This is a genomic window from Marinomonas pontica, from assembly GCF_036322735.1.
Lineage (GTDB): Bacteria > Pseudomonadota > Gammaproteobacteria > Pseudomonadales > Marinomonadaceae > Marinomonas > Marinomonas pontica.
The window spans coordinates 2683032-2706556 of sequence record NZ_AP027271.1 but is presented as its reverse complement, the minus strand read 5'-3'; the positions used below and the strand labels follow the sequence as shown (position 1 = coordinate 2706556).

24 protein-coding genes are annotated in these 23525 nt (G+C 46.6%); 15 read left to right on the top strand and 9 right to left on the bottom strand.

Annotation, left to right across the window (positions count from 1 at the left end):
• The first annotated feature begins 6 nt into the window (after positions 1–6).
• The 5 genes from fliS to AABA11_RS12730 are packed head-to-tail and all read left to right on the top strand — an operon-like array spanning position 7 to position 4831.
• Entirely contained in the window at positions 7–441 is a 435-nt protein-coding gene (gene fliS, locus AABA11_RS12750; protein WP_265729930.1) for a flagellar export chaperone FliS, read from the top strand.
• On the top strand, positions 441–734 hold the full coding sequence (locus AABA11_RS12745) for a hypothetical protein (protein ID WP_265729931.1): 294 nt from the start codon (positions 441–443) through the stop codon (positions 732–734). Before fliS ends, AABA11_RS12745 begins: the two co-directional genes overlap by 1 nt.
• Positions 724–2832, top strand: coding sequence for a motility associated factor glycosyltransferase family protein (locus tag AABA11_RS12740; RefSeq protein ID WP_338268501.1), 2109 nt, complete (start codon positions 724–726; stop codon positions 2830–2832). The genes AABA11_RS12745 and AABA11_RS12740 overlap by 11 nt, the downstream gene beginning before the upstream one ends.
• Before the next feature lie 2 nt (positions 2833–2834).
• Positions 2835–3854, top strand: coding sequence for a pseudaminic acid synthase (gene pseI / locus AABA11_RS12735; RefSeq protein ID WP_265729933.1), 1020 nt, complete (start codon positions 2835–2837; stop codon positions 3852–3854).
• Positions 3851–4831, top strand: a complete 981-nt coding sequence (locus tag AABA11_RS12730) for a PseG/SpsG family protein (RefSeq protein WP_338268499.1) — start codon at positions 3851–3853, stop codon at positions 4829–4831. Before pseI ends, AABA11_RS12730 begins: the two co-directional genes overlap by 4 nt.
• Here AABA11_RS12730 and pseF read toward each other — a convergent pair.
• From pseF to AABA11_RS12710, 4 genes are all read right to left on the bottom strand, one after another.
• Positions 4806–5513 carry a pseudaminic acid cytidylyltransferase gene (gene pseF / locus AABA11_RS12725; protein WP_338268497.1) on the bottom strand — a complete coding sequence of 236 codons (708 nt, stop codon included), beginning with the start codon at positions 5511–5513 and terminating at the stop codon, positions 4806–4808. The two genes, AABA11_RS12730 and pseF, sit on opposite strands and share 26 nt — an antisense overlap.
• A 3-nt stretch (positions 5514–5516) precedes the next feature.
• Complete coding sequence (gene pseC, locus AABA11_RS12720) at positions 5517–6704, bottom strand: UDP-4-amino-4,6-dideoxy-N-acetyl-beta-L-altrosamine transaminase (protein ID WP_338268495.1); 1188 nt, start codon at positions 6702–6704, stop codon at positions 5517–5519.
• The gene (gene pseB, locus AABA11_RS12715) at positions 6691–7686 is read right to left on the bottom strand and encodes a UDP-N-acetylglucosamine 4,6-dehydratase (inverting) (protein WP_338268493.1); all 996 of its coding nucleotides are present in this window, start codon (positions 7684–7686) and stop codon (positions 6691–6693) included. Before pseB ends, pseC begins: the two co-directional genes overlap by 14 nt.
• Positions 7687–7824: 138 nt before the next feature.
• On the bottom strand, positions 7825–8388 hold the full coding sequence (locus AABA11_RS12710; protein WP_338268491.1) for a DNA-3-methyladenine glycosylase I: 564 nt from the start codon (positions 8386–8388) through the stop codon (positions 7825–7827).
• A 97-nt stretch (positions 8389–8485) separates the two neighbouring features.
• On the opposite strand from AABA11_RS12710, the gene AABA11_RS12705 reads away from it, so the two are divergent.
• From AABA11_RS12705 to AABA11_RS12680, 6 genes are all read left to right on the top strand, one after another.
• Complete coding sequence (locus AABA11_RS12705) at positions 8486–9106, top strand: NUDIX domain-containing protein (RefSeq protein ID WP_338268489.1); 621 nt, start codon at positions 8486–8488, stop codon at positions 9104–9106.
• Positions 9078–10091 carry an acetyltransferase gene (locus AABA11_RS12700; RefSeq protein ID WP_338268487.1) on the top strand — a complete coding sequence of 338 codons (1014 nt, stop codon included), beginning with the start codon at positions 9078–9080 and terminating at the stop codon, positions 10089–10091. The genes AABA11_RS12705 and AABA11_RS12700 overlap by 29 nt, the downstream gene beginning before the upstream one ends.
• An 8-nt stretch (positions 10092–10099) precedes the next feature.
• Positions 10100–10570 carry a DUF1249 domain-containing protein gene (locus AABA11_RS12695; protein ID WP_338268485.1) on the top strand — a complete coding sequence of 157 codons (471 nt, stop codon included), beginning with the start codon at positions 10100–10102 and terminating at the stop codon, positions 10568–10570.
• A 46-nt stretch (positions 10571–10616) separates the two neighbouring features.
• Positions 10617–11198, top strand: coding sequence for a YqiA/YcfP family alpha/beta fold hydrolase (locus tag AABA11_RS12690; RefSeq protein ID WP_338268483.1), 582 nt, complete (start codon positions 10617–10619; stop codon positions 11196–11198).
• A 129-nt stretch (positions 11199–11327) separates the two neighbouring features.
• Positions 11328–13226, top strand: a complete 1899-nt coding sequence (parE, locus tag AABA11_RS12685; protein WP_338268481.1) for a DNA topoisomerase IV subunit B — start codon at positions 11328–11330, stop codon at positions 13224–13226.
• A gap of 68 nt (positions 13227–13294) precedes the next feature.
• The gene (locus AABA11_RS12680) at positions 13295–13909 is read left to right on the top strand and encodes a UPF0149 family protein (RefSeq protein ID WP_265729943.1); all 615 of its coding nucleotides are present in this window, start codon (positions 13295–13297) and stop codon (positions 13907–13909) included.
• Positions 13910–14030: 121 nt separating this feature from the next.
• Here the strand turns inward: AABA11_RS12680 and AABA11_RS12675 are convergent, their stop codons facing one another.
• Entirely contained in the window at positions 14031–15227 is a 1197-nt protein-coding gene (locus AABA11_RS12675; protein WP_338268479.1) for an amino acid aminotransferase, read from the bottom strand.
• 179 nt (positions 15228–15406) lie between these two features.
• On the opposite strand from AABA11_RS12675, the gene AABA11_RS12670 reads away from it, so the two are divergent.
• Complete coding sequence (locus AABA11_RS12670) at positions 15407–16591, top strand: methyltransferase (RefSeq protein WP_338268478.1); 1185 nt, start codon at positions 15407–15409, stop codon at positions 16589–16591.
• Between the two features lie 97 nt (positions 16592–16688).
• On the opposite strand, the gene AABA11_RS12665 is transcribed toward AABA11_RS12670, so the two are convergent.
• Positions 16689–17387 (bottom strand): pirin family protein, encoded by a 699-nt coding sequence (locus AABA11_RS12665; RefSeq protein ID WP_338268476.1) that lies wholly within the window; start codon positions 17385–17387, stop codon positions 16689–16691.
• 135 nt (positions 17388–17522) lie between these two features.
• Here AABA11_RS12665 and AABA11_RS12660 point away from each other — a divergent pair, with 135 nt between their 5' ends.
• Both AABA11_RS12660 and AABA11_RS12655 read left to right on the top strand, forming a co-directional pair.
• Positions 17523–18437, top strand: a complete 915-nt coding sequence (locus AABA11_RS12660; protein ID WP_338268475.1) for a LysR family transcriptional regulator — start codon at positions 17523–17525, stop codon at positions 18435–18437.
• 66 nt (positions 18438–18503) lie between these two features.
• On the top strand, positions 18504–19451 hold the full coding sequence (locus AABA11_RS12655) for an AEC family transporter (protein WP_338268473.1): 948 nt from the start codon (positions 18504–18506) through the stop codon (positions 19449–19451).
• A 58-nt stretch (positions 19452–19509) separates the two neighbouring features.
• Here the strand turns inward: AABA11_RS12655 and galU are convergent, their stop codons facing one another.
• Positions 19510–20346, bottom strand: a complete 837-nt coding sequence (gene galU / locus AABA11_RS12650; RefSeq protein WP_265729950.1) for a UTP--glucose-1-phosphate uridylyltransferase GalU — start codon at positions 20344–20346, stop codon at positions 19510–19512.
• A gap of 58 nt (positions 20347–20404) precedes the next feature.
• A complete protein-coding gene (locus AABA11_RS12645) occupies positions 20405–21304 on the bottom strand; it encodes an ArgP/LysG family DNA-binding transcriptional regulator (RefSeq protein WP_338268471.1) in 900 nt (299 codons plus the stop codon).
• 114 nt (positions 21305–21418) lie between these two features.
• Here AABA11_RS12645 and AABA11_RS12640 point away from each other — a divergent pair, with 114 nt between their 5' ends.
• A complete protein-coding gene (locus AABA11_RS12640) occupies positions 21419–22024 on the top strand; it encodes a LysE/ArgO family amino acid transporter (protein WP_338268468.1) in 606 nt (201 codons plus the stop codon).
• Positions 22025–22066: 42 nt separating this feature from the next.
• Here the strand turns inward: AABA11_RS12640 and AABA11_RS12635 are convergent, their stop codons facing one another.
• A complete protein-coding gene (locus AABA11_RS12635; protein WP_338268467.1) occupies positions 22067–23350 on the bottom strand; it encodes an MFS transporter in 1284 nt (427 codons plus the stop codon).
• Between the last annotated feature and the right edge of the window lie 175 nt (positions 23351–23525).

The following is a 23525-nucleotide window of genomic DNA, read 5'->3' as shown; positions in this document are numbered from 1 at the left end:
TTGTTTATGTACAAGAGTAAAGGGATCCAAGCTTATAGAAAGGACTCAATTAAGTCCGATTTAGCCTCTGCTGACCCTCACCGCGTCATTCAGCTCTTAATGCAAGGCGCGCTTGAAAAGCTGGCGTTAGGTAAAGGTTGTATCGAACGCGCTGATTGGGAAGGAAAAGCCGCTGCGTTAACGCGCGCGAGTGAGATCATCAATGCGTTAAGAGATGCACTAGACCGTGATGTTAATCCGGAGCTCGTGGACAATCTTGAGTCGCTTTACGAGTACATGATCGTACGTATTACGGAAGCCAGTATTGCCAAAGACACTGGCATATTAGACCAAGTTATGGGTCTAATTTTGCAGATTAAAGGCGCGTGGGATCAGATTTCACCGGCTGATAAGCAAGCCGCTTATGAAGGCCAAATGGAAGCTCGTGTAGGAGCTGTTTAATGCTCGATATGTCACACTTGACGACGTTGAGTGACGCGTTAGAGCAAAGCATTATTGACAAAGACATAGAGCAAATACAGCAATTATGCGAAGACAATAGTGCTTTTATTTATACCATCGTGCCGCAGTCTAATGCGGCCGATAATGAAAAAATAAAGCAATTTATACTGGTACATCAAACGGCTACTCAGCTAATTCGTGATGTGCATGCCGAAATGCAAAAGCAACTTTACCAAACCAATAAAACCCGTAAGGGTGTGAGCAAGTATAAAGGCGTGAAAAATGCAAAATGAGGACAACCAATCCTCTCTTGATCAGGCCGAAGCTTTTGCTTCCCTGTTTGAAAGAGGTGCTAAACGCCTCAGAGAAAACGATCAAGAGTTAACGGAGCGATACATTCGTAACATGACGGTATTTTCGCACGTCATGCCGCACATCTACGAATCCTTTCAACATTACCAACCCAAAAAACGCCACATTTACATGGAAGAAAGCGGTGAGCTTAACGTATACCGTGAAGATGTTGGGGTGCCTCTATTCTCCACTGCACCCCGTCAACAAGCCGCTGAACGTGTTAAACGTGCGTTATCTAAGCCGAATAAAACCGTATTGAACTTGGAGCGTACGGACAATCATCCCAGTCGTCATGTGCATTACAGCAATAAAATTCTGGATCAAGCTGAACAGCATAGTGATGGTCTGACTCTTCAAGAAGGCTGGCCAGAATTTGTAGGTTCTGCCATTTTGTTTGGGGTTGAGTTTGGTTATCAGCTTGAAATGATATTGGCTCAGAGAGCGGTGAAGCATTTGTATTTATATGAATGCGACTTGGATTTTTTCTACTACTCTTTGTTCGCTATAGAATGGCAGAGCATTCTGGAAGAATGTAACCGCGATGGCCGCACCATTCACTTTTTCTTAGGGGTTAGCCCTGAAGAGTTTACTGAGAAATACCTTCGCCAATTAGAAGAGAATGGCTATTTCTTAGCGCCTGAAACGTATCTACACATTGGCTATAGCAGCCCTGAAAATGATTTGGCGGTCAGTTATTTTAAAAAACACTACGCGCGTCAAGTGATGGGGTGGGGGTTCTTTGATGATGCCTTGATTGGTATTGCTCAAGGCCTAAAATCGTTGCCTAAAACTAAGTTAGCACACTTTCAAGGTCGTGAAGCCTTGCCAAAATGGGTAACAAACATTCCTGTTTTTATCTTAGGGAATGGCCCGTCATTGGATCAAGGTATTGAGCTGGTAAAAGAAGTACGTGACCAAGTGCTGTTAATTTGTTGTGGTTCAACGATTAACACGCTAAAAAAACTGGGTGTCACCCCAGATATTCACGTTGATATTGAGCGGTTGAAACAAACCGTCGATAAATTCCAGTTTTTAGATCAAGACTACTTGGACAAAATTTGGGGCTTGTCGGTCAATGTTATGCATCCTGGGCTATTTGATTGTTTCAAACGCTCGGGTATGGCCATGAAACCCGGAGAAGCGATCACCTCACTGATGCTGAACCAAGCTCGCATGCAGGGCGACACCAAAGAATACGTACAATTGAACTACTGCAACCCTGTGGTAGCTAATTTGGCTTTGTCCTACGTGCATTTGTTTGGCTTCAACAATGTCTATTATCTTGGCGTAGACAATGGTTTTAAAGACAAAGGCAGTCATCACTCGGTTCACAGTGGATACTATAAAGACGGTAAAGAGACCGGTTTCCAAACCTTCCAAAAAGCCAGTTTGGTGGAAAGAGAAGGCAATTTTGGCGGCACTATTTACGCAACAGGCATTATGGATACGTCGCGTGTTCAGCTTGAATCCTTAACGCGACAACTGAATCAGCGCCGTAATTTCGCGAGCTTTAATTTGTCTGATGGGGCGAAGATTGAAGGCGTCACGCCATTGCGAATGGAAGATGTTTTGATCATGGACCCTAAGATAGATCATGCTAACGTGATTGATTTATTAGAAAGCGCGTTTTTTACCGAGCCACCAGAATCATTGGTTGGGCAATCAACAGAAGCGCTTATTTCTGTGGACGACTTCCAAAAAATTAGCCGAACCTTACAGCAAGGTTGGGATGAGTCGGTGGTCACACGAGAACAAGTGTGCGATTTGCTTTGGTCGCATCATCGCCAAATTTACTTTTTGAAAGGCAGTGTTCATCGACACATATACGACCTTTTAATCGGTTCATTTACGTACTCTGCTTTTTTGATTGTGCAGTTCTTATTTAAGTATCAAGATGAAGCCGACACCGTGTCTCGTGCGCGTCATCTATTTACCCCATGGTGTGAGTTCCTGGAAGAAATGCCCAGTATGCTTCAACAAGCATCGGAGTATGTCGACCAAGGGAATGACCACCTTATTACTTTTTACAATGGTTAATTATGTTCGAACAAACGCCGTTTATTATTGCTGAATTATCGGGCAACCATGATCAAGATTTTGAACTCGCTAAAGCCATGATTCACGCTGCGGCGGACGCAGGTGTGGATGCGATCAAATTGCAAACCTATACGCCTGATACCATGACACTGGACATTCGTCACGGTGAATTTATGGTGTCTGAAGACGACAGTCTTTGGCGCGGTTCGAATTTGTATGACCTGTATGCCAAAGCATCGACCCCATGGGAATGGCATCAGCCCTTGTTCGAGTTGGCGGAGTCTTTGGGGTTGGTGGCGTTCAGTTCGCCGTTTGATTTAAGTGCTGTGGCGTTTTTAGAGTCGCTTAATGTGCCCTTGTATAAAATTGCGTCGTTTGAAATGACCGACATACCTCTGATTCAGGCGGTGGCTCGCACGGGCAAACCGATTATTATGTCGACGGGCATGGCAAGCGAAGACGAAATAGCGGAAGCCGTCGCGACCATTCGAGCCATTGGCGATAACCCGTTAACTTTGCTCAAATGCACCAGTACCTATCCTTCCAAAATCGAAGATTCTAACTTGCTCACCATGGCTGATTTGGCTGAAAAAACGGGCTGTTTAGTCGGCTTATCTGATCACACCAAAGGACTTGGTGCCGCGGTGGCGGCAACCGCATTGGGTGCGACCGTGATTGAAAAGCACTTTGTGTTAGACCGTAATGCCGGTGGTGTCGACGCCGAATTCTCTATGGAACCAGACGAAATGAAGGCGCTGGTGGTGGCGTGTCGAGCAGCAAAAGCGGCATTGGGGACGGTGACATACGGTGGTTCAGACGCCGAGCAAGCTGCGAAGAAATATCGTCGTTCTATTTATGTGGCTGTAGATTTGCCAGCTGGCACCATATTGACTGAAGAGCACCTTAAAATCATTCGTCCCTCCTTTGGTCTTGCGCCTAAGCATTGGACAGACGTATTAGGTAAAACATTAGTGGCAGATGCGAAAAAAGGTCAGCCTCTTGCTTGGGAAATGATGGCGTGAAATTGCTGGTACGAGCCGATGCCTCTGTCGAGATCGGCATGGGACACCGAGTTCGTTGCCAAGCCCTTATTTTCGCCTTTCAAGAATTAGGCTGGCAATGCCAGTTTGTTGTTGATCGACGTTATCAGCCGTTTGCTGCGCCTGACGATTATTTTATTGATGATGAGACTGAGTTCTTTTCTGCGGCTGAACAAGCGGACGTGGTTGTTTTGGATCATTATGGCTACCACGCGGATCTGATTGCGCAGCTTTATTCCCATCAGTCAAACTTGTTGGTGTTGGATGACATGAATGATAGGGGCGAGTTTCCCACCAAATGGTTGTTAAACCCTTTGCAGCAAGCGTATTCCAAACACGTTGAATGCCCATTAACAGGAAGCCGATACGCGTTGTTACGACCGACGTTTCGACAGCAGAATGACAGCCATGCTTCCCCTGAACACTTGCTCATTACTCTGGGTGGAACCGATCCTCTCGCATTAACTTTGCCCATTTTAAAGACCCTATTGGCGTCCAATTTCCCTACGAAATATATTCAGGTCTTGCTGGGTGCGAATGCCAAACATGGTGATCAGGTTGTTCAATTTTGTCTTGAAAATAACATTGCGTTTGAGCAAGGGCTAGCGGATGTCAGGCCGTTAATGAAGCAAGCCAAGATGGCAATTTCTGCCGCTGGAGGTACCTTGTTTGAACTGGCGTGCATGGGCGTTCCGACTGTTTTTGCGCAAGTGGCAGACAACCAAACGCGCTCTTTAGAGCAACATGTGCCGCTAGGTTGGTGTCGTTCAGTGCGTTTTGATAATACACCAGAAGGTAGCCGACAAGCGCGAATTGCACAGTTAGTTGAAGAAGTGCGTTGTCGTTGGGCGGACAATGAATGGCAGCAAGAAGCCAAAAAGATAGCTCACAGCTTGGTGGATGGTGACGGAGCAAACCGCGTAGCCAGAACCATTAATTCATATTTTGCAGTGCCATGATTTGCGTTAAACGCAACCAGTCTTCTTCTGTGTCTAAGTCCTGAATTCTATGCCTTGGTAGTAGCAATGGCTTGGATTTAGGGCCAAAGATCGCTTCATCAAACCAGTCTTGCGTACTCGCCCAATAAAACTGCCCTGCATCGTGAATCGCTTCTACCAAATCTTGTGAACGCTTGCTAATGTGCTCAGGAAACATTGGCGCTAATTTGCCATTTTCTTGAATGTGCAGCGCCCGTTGAATGGGAAAAGCAAACGTCGTGGCAGAAAAACAAAAAGCAGTGGTGTTATCCAGTTGTGCCAATCCACGATGTAAATCGTCTGGGGTCAACATAGGGCAAGTGGCGTAAATCAAACAGGCTTGGTCGGGCGTTTTGCCTTCATCGATAAGACAGCGCAATGCGTGTTGCATCACGGGTGTGGTCCCCGTCATGTGATCGGCCAAATCAGCCGGACGATAAAATGGTGTTTCGGCACCGAACTGTCGGGCGACTTCTGCAATCTCGACGTCATCCGTAGAAACTATGATTCGATCAAATAGCCCTGAGGCGATGGCGGTTTCAATAGAGTAGCCAATCAGTGGTTTGCCAGCCAGCAAGCGAATGTTCTTTCTTGGAATGCGTTGGGATCCGCCACGGGCGGGTATCACCGCCACTCGGTATGGTGTGTTGGACGTCGGATTCATCGTTTAAGCGCTCATCACTTGGTTGGCAATTAACGCGTGCTTCAGAATCAATACCACACGTTCTTGTTGGGTAGGCGTTAGATCGGCAAAAAGCGGCAAACTCAGTGTGCGAGCGTAGTAATCTTCCGCAACCGGATAATCGCCTTGCTTAAAGCCAAGCGCTTGGTAATAAGGCTGGGTGTGGACTGGAATGTAATGAACTTGAGTGCCGATGCCAGCTTGACGCAAAATATCAAACACACTTTTTCTCGCGGTTTTATTCGCTTCTGGCAATAAAATAGGAAACAAATGCAGCGCCGAAACCGTGTCTTTCGCTTGAAAAGGCAAGGTAATCGGAAAGTCTTTTAAGAGCGTTTCGTAATGGGAAAATTGCGCGTGGCGACGCTGGATAAAATCATCCAGACGCGATAATTGCGAGGCTCCCAATGCGGCTTGCAATTCTGTCATACGGTAATTAAATCCTAACGTCTGCTGTTCATAGTACCAATCTCCTGGCATTTCAGTCAGTTCATCGGGCGATCTAGTTGTGCCTTGCTGAGCGTGTGTGCGCATGTGATTCGCGAGTTGCTCGTTGTTGGTCACAGCCATGCCGCCTTCAGCCGAGGTGATGATTTTCACTGGATGAAAGCTAAAAACACAAACATCGCTAAAAGCCCCATTACCGACATATTGGCCTTGGTATTTTGCGCCAATCGCATGGGAAGCATCTTCTATAATATGAAAGCCATATTTTTTGGATAGCGCATGGATGGCTTGCATATCACAGGATTGGCCAGCAAAGTGCACAGGAATAACGACTTTGGGCAACTGGCCTTTGGTGTGCGCAGTAGCCAGTTTTTCGGCCAATTTATCCGCACACATGTTGTAGGTGCGAGGGTCAATATCGACAAAATCCACATTCGCACCGCAATAGCGTGCGCAATTAGCGGAAGCGATAAACGTATTTGGCGATGTCCAAACAGTATCGCCAGCCCCCACTCCTAATGCCAAGCAAGCAAGGTGCAGGGCGGATGTTGCGCTGTTTGCGGCAACGCCATAACGAGCGCCAACTTTCGTGCAAATAGCGTGTTCAAACTCATTAACGCAAGGGCCTTGCGTCAAAAAGTCAGAGCGCAGCGATTTTACAACCGCTGCGATATCGTCTTCGCTAATGGATTGACGGCCGTAGGGAATAAAGTCAGTGTGCGTCATCGAAGGTTAAAATCTCTTCAATACTTAAAAAGTGAGGGTTGCTACCCGACTGATATTCATACCCAGGATCTACCAAGTCACCGGTTTCGCCTAGGCGATTGTGCGCAAAGTCCATGTCTTCTTGATAAAACTTAATGCTTGGTGAAATGACGTAATGGTCTTTAAATTCGTAAGTATGGTACGAGTCATCGGCTGGGCACATGACTTCGTGAAGTTTTTCGCCAGGGCGAATACCCACGTCTTTAGTCGGAATGTCTGGTGCGTATGCCGCGGCTAAATCCATGATGCGCACAGAGGGGATTTTGGGCACAAAAATTTCACCACCGTGCATACGTTGGAAGTTTTTCAACACAAAATCCACGCCCATGGGCAAGGTGATCCAAAAACGCGTCATGTCAGGGTGGGTGATCGGGATGGCGTCAGCACCATCGGCCACCAATTTTTGGAAAAAAGGCACCACCGAACCGCGTGACCCCACTACGTTGCCATAACGAACCACAGAAAAGCGCGTGCGGCCTTGGCCAACCATGTTATTTGCGGCAACAAACAGTTTGTCGGACGCCAGTTTGGTTGCCCCGTAGAGATTAATCGGCGCCGCGGCTTTGTCTGTAGACAGCGCGATGACCTTGTCGACGTTGTTCGCGATGGCCGCCGCGATCACGTTTTCGGCACCGTGAATGTTGGTTTTGATGCACTCCATGGGATTGTATTCTGCTGCAGGAACCTGTTTAAGTGCCGCGGCGTGAATGACAAAGTCCACGTCACGCATGGCTTGAGTCAAACGGTCTTTGTCACGCACATCGCCAATAAAGTAACGCATGCATGCGGCATCAAAGTCTTGCTGCATTTCGTATTGTTTTAGCTCATCACGGGAGTAAATAATCAGTCGTTTTGGTTGGTAATTGGCCAACAGTGTTTTGACATACTGACGACCGAAAGAACCGGTTCCGCCTGTGATTAGAATGCTTTTATTGTTAAACATGTATGATTACCAAACTCAAAGATGAAAGTTGTATGAGAGCCATTCGCCTCGTCGTCGCTTCGCCCGTGGTATTGTGCAAAGAATCTTTATAACGTATCGACCACGATAGCCGAAACATTAATGAAATCAAGGAACTGATTAAGGTGCCTTACGTGACAGACAGTCAGCGATATGATCATTTACCATGCCGGTTGCTTGCATAAACGCGTAACAGGTTGTCGCCCCAAGAAATTTAAAACCGCGCTTTTTTAAGTCTTTCGCAAAGCGTGCAGAGAGTTCTGTGACCGCAGGGGCATCGGTGTGGCTTTGGATAGGGTTATCTAGAATTTTGTTGTCACTGAATGCCCAGTAATAGCGGCTGAAAGAACCAAATTCGTTGGCGATTTTAAGAAACGCTTTGGCGTTATTGATGGTTGCTTCTATTTTTGCACGATGACGAACAATCCGCTCATCGACTAATAAACGCTCCACATCGTCTTGTGTCATGTTGGCGACTTTTACTGGGTCAAACCCATGAAATAAAGCACGATAACCTTCTCGTTTGCGTAAAATGGTAATCCAGCTTAGACCTGCCTGAGCGCTTTCGAGTACAATACATTCAAACAAAGCTTGGTCGTCATAAACAGGGACCCCCCATTCTGTATCGTGGTAATGAATGTATTCTGGAGATCCTAAACACCAAGCACAACGTATGTTTTCCATTAGCAACACTCCGAAATTAGTAAACGTGACCATGGTCACTGTGTCTCAATCATATCAGACCTTCTTGTTAAAAGTGGTCTGCTTAGGACGATAGAATATGATGTTTAAACCCACATACAGTAAAAACGATGTTGAAGTCTTAAAAGACGAGTGCCTTTACAAAGGCTTTTTTGAAATGCGCAAGCTGACCTTAAAGCACAAAAAATTTAACGGTGAATGGAGCCAGCCAATGACCCGTGAAATGATGGTACGCAACGATGCGGTGTGTGTGCTGTTATTTGATCCGGTTACTGACAAGGTCTTGCTTATAGAGCAGTTTCGTCCCACCGTGTTAAGAAGCGATTCCCCTTGGTTGTTAGAGTTGGTCGCTGGCATGGTGGAAGAGGGTGAAAGTGACGAAGACGTAGCGCGCCGTGAATCTTTAGAAGAAGCGGGCGTTACGGTCAAACGTCTTGAATACATGTTTAAATTTGTGCCTTCTCCGGGCGGATTGGTGGAGTATCTTCGCATGTACGCGGGGGAGTTTGATGCCACTTTGGTGGACGTCTCTTCTGTGCATGGTTTGGACGCGGAAAACGAAGACATCAAACTGCACCTAGTATCGTCTGATGATGCCATCGAATTGCTGAAGCACGACATTGAGAACGCCAGCACCATCATGGGATTACAGTGGTTTGCTTTGAATAAACATGACCTTGTCGCTCGCTGGTGTGCCTAGACAGATGAAACAAAATACGCTGCGTTTTGCCCAAAAATGGCCGTTTTTACAACCTTTTATCGGTGTTGTGTCGTTTTTATTTATGTGTGTAAATGTCTTTTTTTGGGCTTTGTTAGTGCATTGTTTAGCGCCGTTGCTTTTGTTTAAACGTGTGTCTGTTCAGAGTTTTTTTGAGCAGGCTTGTCGTTTTTGTTATGACCGTTGGATTGCGTGCAACGAGTGGTGGTTTCGTTATGTGCTTGGCGTCAAATGGGGGCTGGATGAACGCATGTTGGTGGATTTCCAGCAGTGGCATTTGCTGATCGCGAATCACCGTTCTTGGGTGGATGTGTTTGTTATTTTTGCGCAGTTGCGAGGTCGTCGTCCTTTGCCGCGTGTGTTTATGAAGCAGGGGCTTATGTGGCTGCCATTTGTTGGCTCGGCGGCCTACATCATGGGGTTTCCTTTCATGAAACGCTATACTAAGGAACAGATTCAAAAGAACCCCGCATTGGCGGGGAAAGATTTGGCCACGACGAAACGCTCTTGTGTGCGTTTGTTGAATCAACCAAATTCGATCATGAGTTTTGTTGAAGGAACGCGTTTTTCTCAAACTAAACGTCAGCAACAGGGTTCACCGTATCGCTGTTTACTTAAACCAAAAGCGGGCGGCATTAGCTTTATTTTGCAAACAATGCCCCAACGTATAAAAAGCATTACCGATATTAATGTGCTCTATGAGCAAACCAAGGTGTCTGGTTGGGATGTGTTGTGTGGCCGGATACAGACGGTTAAGGTCATGGTGCGAGAGGTGCCGCTGCCGGCCAACATGCAAACAGTGGCGTATCAACCCGCTGGCAAAGACCGAGAACACTTTTTTACTTGGTTTAATCTATACTGGCACGATAAAGACACTCGGATGAGCCATCAGTTGGATGCGTTACGAAACACGTCGGTATCGAGTTTAGAAGACCATTTTTCTACAGGAAAGACGTCACAAGAATGACTTATGCTATGAAATTACAGAAAACATCGAAACAATATGTGCCCGATTTAGTAAGTTTACAGGTGCTCGGTGAGTTGAATTACCGTCGCTTAGGTAAGCTTATGCGTGGACAAGAAGAGATGGATTCTTGGAATTTTTCGGTTCATAGTGCGGGCGATCAAGAAAGCCGCCTACGGTTAACGCTCGGAAAAGAAAGCCGCTTCACCTCGGAAATCGCCTTAGAGTTTGGACCGGAAATCCCTAAACAATTGCTGTTTAAAACGACCTTGTCTATGACGGTACGTCTTTATCATGACGTTGGCATTGCTGAAATTACGGATGGCCATCGTCAATACAGCGGCGCTTACCCTTATCCAAATGATGCCATGTTGCACCGAGATGAAAAGTTTCGTTTGAATCAGCAATTGGCGGATTTGCTTGAGTTGTGCCTAAAACACGGTCACCGCCTTAATAGTTCGTTATCGTTTCAGTTTGCTTAATCGCGTCCGATACATTATTCATCGATTCATATAAACGGATACGCCCTTGACGGTACTCTTGTATATTCACGGTTTTAACAGTTCAGAGCTTTCTCACAAAGCCACGGTGTTGTCTGACGCCGCTGGTGCAATGGGGTTGGGCGATCGAATTCTTTCTCCACGGTTATCATGGCAACCTGCACAGGCAATTCACCAGCTAGAGCGCATTATTGACGCCAATCTGTCTCAAGGTATTACATTAATTGGCAGTTCGTTGGGTGGTTTTTACGCCGCGTATTTGGCTGAAAAATACCAGATAAAGGCGATTTTAGTGAACCCTGCGGTGCAGGCTCCTGTTTTATTAGTGGACTATCTTGGTCCTCAAACCAACCCTTATACTCATGAAGAGTATGAATTGACGCCCACCCACATGGCGCAACTGCAGCAACTTGTTGTCGCTGAACCAACCGCTGATTTGTATTGGTTAATGGTGCAAGAGGGCGACGAGGTGTTGGATTATCAGCAAGCGCTAAAGGCCTTCCCGGCGACAGTTCGATTAACTCACGAAGCAAAAGGCAATCACAGCTTTACGGAATTTGAACGATTTACCAAAGAAATTTTGCGTTTCGCTGAAATAATAACCGACTAAGCGACTGCTTTTGTTGCACTATTTCACACTACGCAAAACCAGTGATAGACTCTAGCCAATTGAATTTACACTCGTTTGTGTTCATCCGTTTCATCAGGATGACGCACGATCAACTTGGAAAAAACACGCATGTCTGCAAAAGAATATAACGCCGGATCGATAGAGGTTCTGAGTGGTTTAGAACCTGTACAAAAGCGTCCAGGAATGTACACCGATACCACGCGACCGAACCATTTAGGACAAGAAGTCATCGACAACTCTGTTGACGAAGCTTTGGCGGGTCATGCAGATCGCATTGAAGTTATTTTGTACAAAGACGGCTCGTTAAGCGTAGAAGATAACGGTCGAGGAATGCCCGTCGACATACACCCAGAAGAAGGGGTGTCTGGGGTGGAATTGATTCTGACCAAATTGCACGCTGGTGGTAAATTTTCAGGAGACAATTATCAGTTCTCTGGTGGTTTACACGGTGTGGGGGTGTCAGTTGTAAACGCCTTGTCGACGTCATTGGAAGTCTGGGTAAGACGCAATGGCATTCAATATCACATAGGCTTTGAAAACGGTTTTAAAACGTCGGAACTGAAAGAAATCGGCACCGTCGGAAAGAAAAACACCGGAACCAAAGTTAAGTTCACCGCCGACGCAAAATATTTCGACAGCCCTAAATTTTCGCTTTCTCGCCTAAAACATTTATTAAAAGCCAAAGCGGTACTGTGCTCTGGCCTTCATGTGGTGTTTATTGACCAAAGTGGCAGCGAAGAGGTTCGCGAGGAATGGTTTTATCAGGATGGCCTAAAAGATTATTTGGCTTTGGCCAACGAAGGTTTTGTCTTACTGCCAGATGAACCATTTATCGGCGGACTAACGGAAAAAACACAAGGCGTTGACTGGGCGGTGCAATGGTTGCCAGAAGGCGGCGAGTTAGTGACAGAAAGTTATGTCAACTTGATCCCCACTGCGCAAGGCGGAACGCACGTTAATGGCTTGCGTACTGGCTTATTGGAAGCCATCCGAGAATTCTGTGATTTCCATAATCTGTTGCCTCGTGGCATCAAGCTGACGGCCGAAGATGTATGGGACCGTTGCAGTTATGTGTTGTCGGCCAAAATTCAAGAGCCGCAGTTTTCTGGACAAACCAAAGAGCGTTTGTCTTCTCGTCAGATCGTGGCGTTTATTTCTGCAACCGTGAAAGACGCGTTTAGCTTGTGGTTGAATAAGCACGTTGAAGACGGCAAAAAAATCGCTGACATCGTCATTAACAGCGCGCAAAAACGCCTAAAAGCCAGCAAAAAAGTGGTTCGTAAAAAAGTCACTCAAGGCCCAGCACTGCCGGGTAAGCTTGCTGATTGTTCTGGTCAGGATTCGTCTCGCAGTGAACTTTTCTTGGTGGAAGGGGATTCTGCTGGTGGCTCGGCAAAACAGGCTCGTGAAAAAGATTTTCAGGCGATTTTGCCGTTGCGCGGTAAGATCTTAAATTCATGGGAAGTGGATTCCACGCAAGTGCTGGCGTCTCAGGAAATTCACGATATTTCTGTCGCTTTGGGTGTGGATCCGGGTGATGACGATTTGAGCGGTTTGCGGTATGGCAAAGTGTGTATTTTGGCCGATGCCGATTCGGATGGATTGCACATCGCAACGCTCATCTGTGCGTTGTTTGTTCGACATTTTCCAGCATTGGTTAACAGTGGCCATGTCTTTGTGGCCATGCCGCCTTTGTATCGAATCGATTTGGGCAAAGAAGTGTACTACGCGCTAGACGATGAAGAAAAAGACATCACTCTGCACAAATTAGCGGCTGAAAATAAACGCGGCACGCCAAACGTACAACGATTTAAGGGTTTGGGCGAGATGAACCCATCACAATTGCGAGAAACGACCATGGCGCCAGACACGCGTCGCTTGATTCAGTTGACCATGGAAGACAAGCTGGATACGGATGAGCTGCTGGACAAATTGCTGTCAAAAAAACGCGCTGGTGACCGGAAAAGCTGGTTAGAAACCTACGGTAACTTGGCGATTGTAGACTAAAAACTTACATTGTTTTTGATAAGACAAGCTAAAATATTAGTATCGCTCAACGAAATGGAAATGAATGAATGTCTGACAATAAAGGCGATGATGTCATCAGTGAAGAAGTTCTTTATGAAAGGATTGATCACTATTTATTAACGTTCGGAACCGACCGTTCACTGATGTGTGTGTCTGAATTAGATGGTTTTTTGACAGCATTAGGTTGCTCGATTAAAGAGTTAGAACCCGATTTGTGGCTAAACGCAATATGGGGCGCGGATGAAGATCAGCCAGTGTGGGATTCCACAGAACAAGAAGACGAGTTCTTGAGTTTGGTTCTGATCATGTATATGGAAACCATGAACAGCTTGTTGTTTGGTGATTTTTACCCTGTTTACCTTGAACAAGAAGTGGACGGTGAATTCAAAATACTGGTTGAAGAATGGTGTGTTGGGTTTATCCGCGGCGCAAAATTGATAGGTTTAGGCATGGACGGCGACAGAGCGTTTTTTGACGAAGTTTTGGCGCCTGTGCGCTTATTTGGTACCGAAGCGGGCTGGGACAAACTCGAAGGCATGGTGGAAGCGGAAGTGGAGTTTTGGAAAGAAACTCTAGAGCCTTCAGTGCTGCGCTTGGTCAAGCATTACCATCCAGAAATGCAGGCTGTCAGCAACGTCAACGAAAAACGCACGTTGCATTAATTCAGTATCACTAGAATGATCGTTCTGAAAAGACTGATGGCAAAAGACGTATTTTGAGACAAAAAAACGTGATACTGAATCAGTATCACGTTTTTTTGTGTGCTAAATAAGAGCTAACAGATTAACCGACTACTTTCGCTATGCTTTCGCACAAATAATCAATGTTGTTATCGCTCACACCCGCCACACTCATACGACCAGTATCCGCGATATAAATAGCGTATTCACTGCGTAATTGACGCACTTGCTCAAGGGTTAAGCCAGAGTAAGAGAACATACCGCGCTGGTCTTTAATGAAGCTAAAGTCTTTGCTTACACCAGACGCCGCTAGTTTAGCGACCAACTTTTCACGCAAACCGTTAATGCGATCACGCATGGCCGCTACTTCCTGCTCCCACTCTGCTTTTAGCTCAGGGCTGCTCATGATGGTATAAACCACTGCCGCACCGTGAGCCGGTGGCATAGAGTAGTTGGCACGAATAGCTTGACCAATGATAGAAAACGCAGCATCCGCTTCTGGTGCAGACGCGGCAATCACGCTTAGGCCGCCACAACGTTCACGGTAAATGCCGAAGTTTTTCGAGAAAGAATTCGCGATCAACATGTCTTGTACATTGGCCGCCATGTAACGTAGGCCCGCTAGGTCTTCGTCTAAACCGTCGCCAAAACCTTGGTACGCGGCATCAACTAACGGCAACAGATTGCGATTGTTAACGAAATCGGTCAGCACTTTCCAGTGATCTGCTTGTAGATCAATACCAGTGGGGTTGTGACAGCACGCGTGAAGCAGCAATACATCGCCTTCTTGTACTTCGGCTTCCAATGTCGCCATCATGTCGTCAAAGCGCAAGCCGTTTGTTGCAGGGTCGTAGTAAGGGTAGTCTTTTACTTCTACACCGGCTGAATCAAAAATGGACTTATGGTTTCCCCACGTTGGGTCGCTTACCCACAGGCGTGCGCCTTTTAGGTTTGCACTAATAAAATCCGCTGCTACTTTTAACGCACCAGTTCCGCCTGGTGTCTGAGTAGAGCGAATACGACCAGAATGAATCAATGGGTTGCCTTCGCCTAGAATCAAATCTTTAATAATGGCTTCAAATTCAGTGGCGCCATAAATACCGAGATAGCTTTTAGAGTCTTCTTGTTCAAGCAAAATTGCTTCGGCTTTTTTTACCGTATTTAAAATCGGCGTGTGGCCATTATCGTCTTTATAGACACCCACACCCAAATCGATTTTCTTTGGGTTCGTGTCTTGTTTGTGGGCCATGATAAGGGCTAAAAGAGGGTCGCCAGAAACAGCTTTAAGATGCTTGAACATGATAATTACGGGGTCCTTATTGTGTGCCACAGGAAAATCACTGCGGCTATAATCGTTGCCTAAATAGCCTCTTCATTTTGCCGTTTTTATGACAAAATACAATGCAGCTAAGAGGGAAAATTCCTCAATACTGTAAAGAAAAAAAGACACCGCGCCGCTTACCTCTTATGAGCCAATTTATGACCGCTTTTCAACAGCACTTTCAGACCCTTGATGAGTGGCTAAAAACACACGCCCCTCTTTGGCAGTTTGATACTTTTGCAAACCGTGAGACACCATGGGTTGAGCATTATCCAGAGTTAGCCGACTATTTAAACAGTGAACCAAGCAGACCCATTGACGAGGAGTTTTATCGTCAGGTGTTTGGCCTTTGTCCAGATTTACAGCGACTAAGCCAAGATAAAATCATCGAAGAATATAGCTTTGAGCCGAAGCAAATACTTACTTCTAATCTTCCTAGTTATGTGTTTTCTGGCATCAAAGGCCGGAAATGGTCGCAAATTCAAGCGTTCGTCTCGCACACGCCAGAGTCAAACCAATATGTGGAATGGTGCGCAGGAAAAGGCCATTTGGGGAAGTTATTGGCATACCAAAACAATGCCGCTGTTCACAGTGTAGAATGGCAAAAAACACTGTGCGACGAAGGCCAGCAAGAAGCCAAGAAAATAGGCATAAAGCAAGTATTCACTCAGGCTGACGTGCTTAAACATCAAGGGGCATTTGCCCTGAAGGAAGCTGGATGCGTTGTTGCGCTTCATGCCTGTGGCGACTTGCATAAGGTGCTACTGCAACAAGCCAGCGCCGCCAAAATCAAGCAAATTTGCATGTCGCCATGCTGTTATCACCTCACGCAAGACGAGCAATATCAGCCCTTATCAAACTTGGCCAAACACTCGTCGCTGATTTTGCGCAAGGCCGACCTCAAACTGGCTGTTAAAGAAGTTGCCACGGCGGGGGCGCGTGAACAGCGCCTAAAGCAGCTTGAACTGACGTATCGACTTGGCTTTGACGCATGGCAAAGATCCGCCCGTCAGCAAGAGGAATACTTACCGGTACCGTCCATTCAAAAAGCCTTACTCAACCAATGCTTTGACGGATTTTGCCAGTGGGCCGCCGAGCAAAAAGGGCTATCAGATTTAATAGCCCACACCCCATTTGAAGACTTCGAATCCATTGGCCAAACCCGCTACCAACAAGTGCAAAAACTCGAAGCCATCAGCCAACTATTTAGACCCGCACTAGAGCACTGGCTCGTCCTCGACCGCGCCATGTACCTAAAAGAAAAGGGCTACCACGTCGAAATTGGAAAGTTCTGTGAGAAAAGCTTAACACCAAGGAACTGGATGATAAGGGCAGAGCGGTGAACATTTTAACTGATTTTTCAATCGAACAGTCGCCTTAAACATAATAGGCTTATCGTTTGGATAAGCCTATGGAATACGGTATTTATGTTTTTTGTGATTACACCAAGTCAAACAACAGGGCTTTGACGCGTTTCTCGCTGAGTCTTTCGACGTTGATCTCAGACACGTTTTCAATTTTTGCGCCGTCGCCTGGTTTTACTGTGATGCCATCTCCTAGGGAGAGTTCGCCTTCGATTACGTGGACGTAGTAGTGGCGGTTGCTGTCGGCTTGCCATGTGGCTTGTTGCTGGTCTTCCAAGATCAGTTGGATGAGTTGCATATTTTGTTTGATGTGTAATGTGCCGTCTTTGCCATCGGGTGTGATGATGGTGGTGAAGCCTTGTGCTTGGCTAAATTCTTTTTGTTGGTAGCCGGGTTGTCCGCCAAGCTGGTTTGGTTGTATCCAAATTTGTAAGAATTTCAGCCTGTCTGTTTTGGAGGCGTTGAATTCGCTGTGATAAATGCCTTTGCCTGCTGACATGAGTTGGTATTCTCCAGCGGGCAGTTCTTTGATATTGCCTGCGCTGTCTTTGTGGGCGATGGTGCCTTGTAATACTAGGCTCAGTATTTCCATGTCTTTGTGGCCGTGGGTTTCGAAGCCAGCGCCTGGTGTGACGGAGTCATCATTGATGACGCGTAGGTCTGAGAAGCCCATGTGTTTTGGGTCGTAGTAACTGCCAAAGGAAAACGTGTGATGGCTGTCTAGCCAGCCAAAGTTGGCGTGTCCGCGGTCTTGTGCGTGTCGAATGGTGATCATGGTATTTCTCCTTAATGTCTGGTCGCACATCATGTTGGTGTGCGGTGTATGAAGTCAGTGTAGACATTGGTAAAAAGAAAGAAAATCGGAAGGTTTTGAGCTAGTATTTCAAAAAATTTGAAGATAGGTTGGTGTATGGCGTACGCGGTAACATTGGAAGCATTGCGAGTCTTGGAGGCGATTCATCAGTTGGGCAGTTTTGCGGCCGCGGCGGATGCTTTGTTTAAAGTGCCGTCGGCATTGACTTATACGGTGAAAAAGCTGGAAGACGATTTGGGTGTGGCTTTGTTTGATCGATCGCGTCAAAGAGCCGTGTTGACGCCAGCAGGGCATTTGGTGTTGGAGCAAGGCCGAGCCATTTTAGAAGCGGCCGTGAGACTAGAAGATTCGATCAAGCAATTCGAATCCGGTTGGGAGCCGAAGCTGCGTATTGCTCGTGATACCGCGTTGTTAGAGTCGCCTCTGATGTCGGTTGTTGGGGCGTTTTTGTCACAAAATCGACCGGTAGAGTTGAGTCTTTCAGAAGAAGCGGTTGGTGGTGGCTGGGATGCTTTGCAGGACAATCGGGCTGATTTGGTGATTGGCGCAACGGGAGAATTACCGAAGGGCAATGTTCACACTCGTGCTATTGGCGAAATTGAGTTTGTGTTTGCGGTGGCTCCGACACACCCTTTGGCGTTAACTGAGGGGGCGATCACGGCGGCGCAATTGCGTGAGTTTCCGGCCATTGTGGTGGCGGACAGTTCAAAAATTTTGCCAGCACGCAGCAGTGGTATCTTTGAAAGCCGTCAGGTGCTTAGGGTCGATACGATGCGCAGTAAAATACAGGCGCAGTGTCTAGGGTTGGGGGTGGGGTATTTACCGAAACATCGGATCATCGATGAGTTACGTTTTGGCCGTTTGGTGCTGCGTCAGTGTGAGTTGCCAAGACCGAATCAGATGGCGTATTTAGCGTGGCGCAAGGATAACCCTGGACGCGGTTTGTCGTGGTTTGTTGAGCAGTTGGCGATGCAAGATTGGCATCTTTTGACAGGTAAAGTGTCTGTTTAGAGCGGGTAAAGCCCGTAACGTTATTTTTTTGGTGGTTTATGTTAGGCCAGTAATTAAGGGGTATGTGTGTTTTCTCTCTCGCTTTCTGTGTTGCCTGTGTTTTTGCTTTTGATGGCGGGGGCGGTATGCCAACGCTGGCGATTTCCTATGGAAGGCTTTTGGTCGGGTGTTGATAAACTGTCTTATTGGGTGTTGTTTCCGGCGTTGTTGTTTACGAAGACGTCGCAGATAGATTTTAGTAACCCGATGTTGCCAAAGTACGCGTTTATTTTGTTGTTGGCGCTGTGTGTGACGGCGGTCTTTGTGTTTATTACCATTTGGTTGATGAAGGTGGTGATGCCAACGGCATCGTCCATGCTGCAGGCGGGCGTGCGGTTTAACACCTTTGTCATGTTGGCGGTGGCTGGCAGTTTGTACGGGGACAATGGGCTGGTGTTGGCGGCGTTAGGGTCGTCTGTCTTGATTCCTTCCATTAATGTTTTTTTGGTGGTGTCGATGACATTGATGCATGGACCGTCTTCGACGGGGGGATCGTCTTCTGTCTCTTTGCCGCGTTTATTAAGCGGCGCTTTGGTTCGCAATCCCTTGATTGGTTCTATTGTGTTGGGCAGTGGTTTGAATTTACTTGGGCTGACGCCGATTATTTTAGTGTCGGATGTGGTGGGGATGTTGTCTCAGGCTGCACTGCCATTGGTGTTGTTGGCGGTGGGGGCGAGTGTTCGACTTGAGGCGATTCGCTCTGTAGGGATGACGTTTGTTATGTCTGCAGTGGCGCGGTTTGTGGTGTTTCCGTTAACGATTGGTGTCATGTGTTGGTGGTTTGATATTCGTGGTTTGCCTGCGTTGGTGGCGGTGTTGTTTGGTTTGGTGCCCACTGCTACATCGGGGTATGCGTTAGCGCGTCAGTTAGGAGGCGATGCGGATCGTATGTCGGCTTATATAACGATGCAGACTATTTTGTCTGTGGTGAGTTTGCCTGTGTGTGTATGGTTAAGTCAGTTGTATTTAAGTTAATCGTAGAACGAAAAAAGCCAGTGCAGGGCACTGGCTTTTGAAACTGACCATTGTTTAGTTAGGCTTCAGTTGCGTCTTTGTAGATGTTTTTGTAGCAGTAGTTGGTGGCTTCTACGAAGCCGTCTACGCTACCGCAGTCAAAGCGTTTGCCTTTGAATTTGTACGCTAATACGCAGCCTTCGGTGGCTTGTTGCAAGATGGCGTCGGTGATTTGTACTTCGCCGTTACGTCCTGGTGGTGTGTTGCGAATCTTGTCGAAAATATCAGGTGTTAGGATGTAACGTCCGATAATGGCAAGGTTGGATGGCGCGTCTTCTTTAGAGGGTTTTTCCACCATGTCGGTGACACGGTAAAGCCCTTCCATCATGGATTCGCCTTTTATGACTCCGTATTTGTGAACTTCGTCTTCTGGCACTTCTTCAATCGCAACAATGGTGCAACGGAATTGGTTATACAGTTTAACCATTTGCGCCATCACGCCGTCGTCTTCACCAAAGCAAAGGTCATCCGCAAGAACCACACCAAAAGCTTCGTCGCCAATCAGCGGCTCGCCGGTTAGAATCGCATGGCCAAGTCCTAGCATGTTGTTTTGACGAGTAAAAGAGAAGTTGACGTTGTCGATTAGGTAGCGGATTTCGTCTAGGTACTTTTCTTTGTTGGTGCCAGCAATTTGGTGTTCAAGCTCATAGCTGATGTCGAAATGGTCAGCAATGGCACGTTTACCACGGCCTGTAACGAAGGTGACGTTGTCCAAACCTGCTTTGACTGCTTCTTCCACACCGTATTGCACTAAAGGCTTGTTCACAATTGGAAGCATCTCTTTTGGCATGGATTTGGTGGCCGGCAAAAAACGTGTGCCATAACCAGCAACGGGGAATAAACATTTGCGAATCATAATTTTTCCTTAAAATGGCTTGTGTCGATTGCTGTCCAAAAAGATACAGCATGCCAGTCTATTTCGATAGGTGGCTTTTGTGTAAATACGCTTGTGAGACCGTAAATATTACTTTGCGTAACCGATCCAAAACAGGAGAATTCAGCTTGTACCAGTGCCAGTAAAGCGGCAAGGCCAATTTGTTTTGGGGGAACAAAGTTATTAACTGTCCGTTTTGCAGTTCCTCTTTTACTTGGATACTAGCTACTAAAGCACAGACTGTGCCACCCATTACCAATTCTACAAATCCATAAGAAGAAGGGTACCAATGGCTGTGGCTGATGTTGGGCTTAATGTTTAAACATTCATTTTGGTAACGAGTCCACAGTTCATCCTGTGCATCGTAAATAAGCGATGGGGATTGTAAGACGTTTTGTGCGCTGATGTCGCCCTGTAAATAGTGTTCAATGAAGGCGGGTGTGGCGACCAATTCGTAATCCATGTAACCAAGAAAGAGAGAATCGCCCCCCGCAACCGGAGTGCCGACCTGGCTTAAACAGGCAATGACTTCGCCTGTTTGCAACAGCGCGCGGGTGTTGGCTTGATCCGCTGATGTTATGTGTAATTTTGTGGTGTTGTTGGATGAAAACTGATGCATCACATCCAGAAACCATGTGGCTAAAACGTCATTGTTTACGGCGATATTGAGTGGATGGCTGGCAGTTTTTCCTTGAATCTCTTCTTGTAACCCTTCTTCTAAAATAGTGACTTTATTCAGGTGAGCGATGAGTTGTTCGCCTAATGCTGTCGGGACGACGGGCCTCGCTCGGATGAGCAACGGGTTGCCATAATGCAGTTCTAAACGCTTAATATTCTGAGACACGGCGGACTGCGTCAGGTTTAAGTGTTGAGCGGCTTTGTCAAAGCTCTGAAATTTTACGATAGCTTGTAGGCTGGTGAGGGCTTTGTAATCTAGCATTACTTTTTCTAATGTAGTTTTAGTTTAATTAATTTTAATTTAGTGATTTCTCTGCGTAAGATCAAGCCATGTTTTGCCATGACTGTTTAGGTGGTACGAAATGAGGAGAGAATTATGTTGGCGTTCATGAGTGGTGCCATTACGGGCGGTGGTTTAATTGTTGCTGTTGGAGCGCAGAACAGTTTTTTATTGGAACAGGCATTAAAGCGTCATTATGCATTCCCTATTGCGCTGCTGTTTATCTTGAGTGATGCCATTTCGATTGCGCTGGGGGCATTTGGGTTAGGGTTGATTTTGCAAAGCCACGATTGGTTGTTGTCCCTGTCTCGCTGGGCTGGCGTGGCGTTTTTAGTGTGGTTCGCTTTGGGAAAATGGCGGGCGTCTTTTCAGGATGAGCACCTTATTTTGGAGCAGTACAGTAAACGGTTGGCACTGTGGCCTTTGGTGTTAATGGGGTTTGCGGTGACTTGGCTTAATCCTCATTTTTATTTGGATACCATGATTTTGATGGGCAGTTTGGCTAACCAATGGCAAGGGGCGAAATGGGAGTTTGTATTAGGTGGCGTGTGTGCATCTGTGTTGTGGTTTTTGTCTTTGGCGCTTGTTGGTAAGTTGTGTGCTAAATGGTTGGAAAAGGCCGCGTTTTGGCGTTGGTTTAATCGTGTTAATGCATTGTTGATTTGGGCGATTGCCTTGAAAATCGCCACACAGCCTTTTTGATAAGGTGCTGTGTGGCGAAACGTTGTCGCCATTTATGGGTTGCTAGAGTTTGATTTCGACTTCATGTGGGGCTTCCTCTACGGTAGTCGAAGAATCGGCCTCTGCTAACATCTCTGCGGTGGCAACGGATGATACCGTCAATGCCACTGGGATTTGATCCCCTTGTTCTTCGATCACCATGGCTGGCTTACGGTTGATTCGGTACAGAGCAACCAAAGCAACGCTGATGTTGAGCGCGGCCACAAACCAAAACAAGGCATCAATTCTGAGCGTGTCCATGAGTGCCGCCGCAATAAGCGGCCCAAGCATCCCGCCAATACCGTTCAATAAAATCATACCACTACTGGCAGATAGAATTTGTTCTGGTCGTAATTGGTCGTTCATGTGCGAAGACGCCAATGAATACATGGGGAAGGTAAATGCCCCGACGGCAAACATACCAATCATCATTAGAATTTGATTACTGAGTCCGGCGCCAAGTGGCACGATGAAGGCGGCGATGGCGCCGACTACACCGACCCAAAGCATAGTGACTCGTCGGTCTTGGCGGTCGGATAATTTACCGATTGGCCATTGTAAAATCATGCCACCAACGTAGCTTGCGCCAATGAATAGCGATATTTCGGCGATGTTCATTCCGATACTCTGAGCATAAAGTGCACCAAGACCGAGCAGCGCACCGGAGGTTGCACCGGCAATGGTGACACCCGTTACCCCTAGTGGGGCCGTTTTTATCAAGCCTAGAATGTTGAGTTTTTCGGGTACATTGATGGTTGGTGATGGCGTTCTAACCAGAAGTAGAGGAACCACGGCCAATGAAATAAGAACAGAAGTCAAAATAAACAAACCGTATCCACTTGGAGACGATAGGTTCAACAAGAACTGACTGATGGTCTGGCTTGCCCAGATTTCGATAATATAAATAGAGAACAACCGGCCACGGGTTTTGTTCGTGGCAATGTCATTTAGCCAGCTTTCGGTCACAATAAACAGACCGGCATAACACAATCCTGTTCCCATTCTCATGAGCATCCAGAACCAAGGATTAACGACCATAGATTGCATCAAAATGGTGATAGACGCCAACGACGCAACCGCCGCAAACACACGAATGTGGCCTACATTCTTGACCCAGTTAGGTACCAATAAAGACCCTAATATAAAGCCAAGGTAATACGCGGACATGATTAAACCAGTCGCGGTGGTATTAAAGCCCTCAATAGACGCACGAATACCGATCAGTGAGCTTTGTAATGCGCTGGCCATGGTGAGCACGGCAATACCGATGAGCAGACTCCAGATAGGAATGAGGGTTTGCTTTAACATTCAGTGTCCTTTTGTATTTCACTTATCAGTGTGTGAGAAAATATTAATGGCTCGAATTGGTCATTATTTCGGCTGACTATACCGACTGAGCTTTTGATTGCAATCACTAATCTAGGAGATTTCAATCACTAATCTACGCGTTAAAAGATAGCAAAGATCATCACACTTTTCTGGA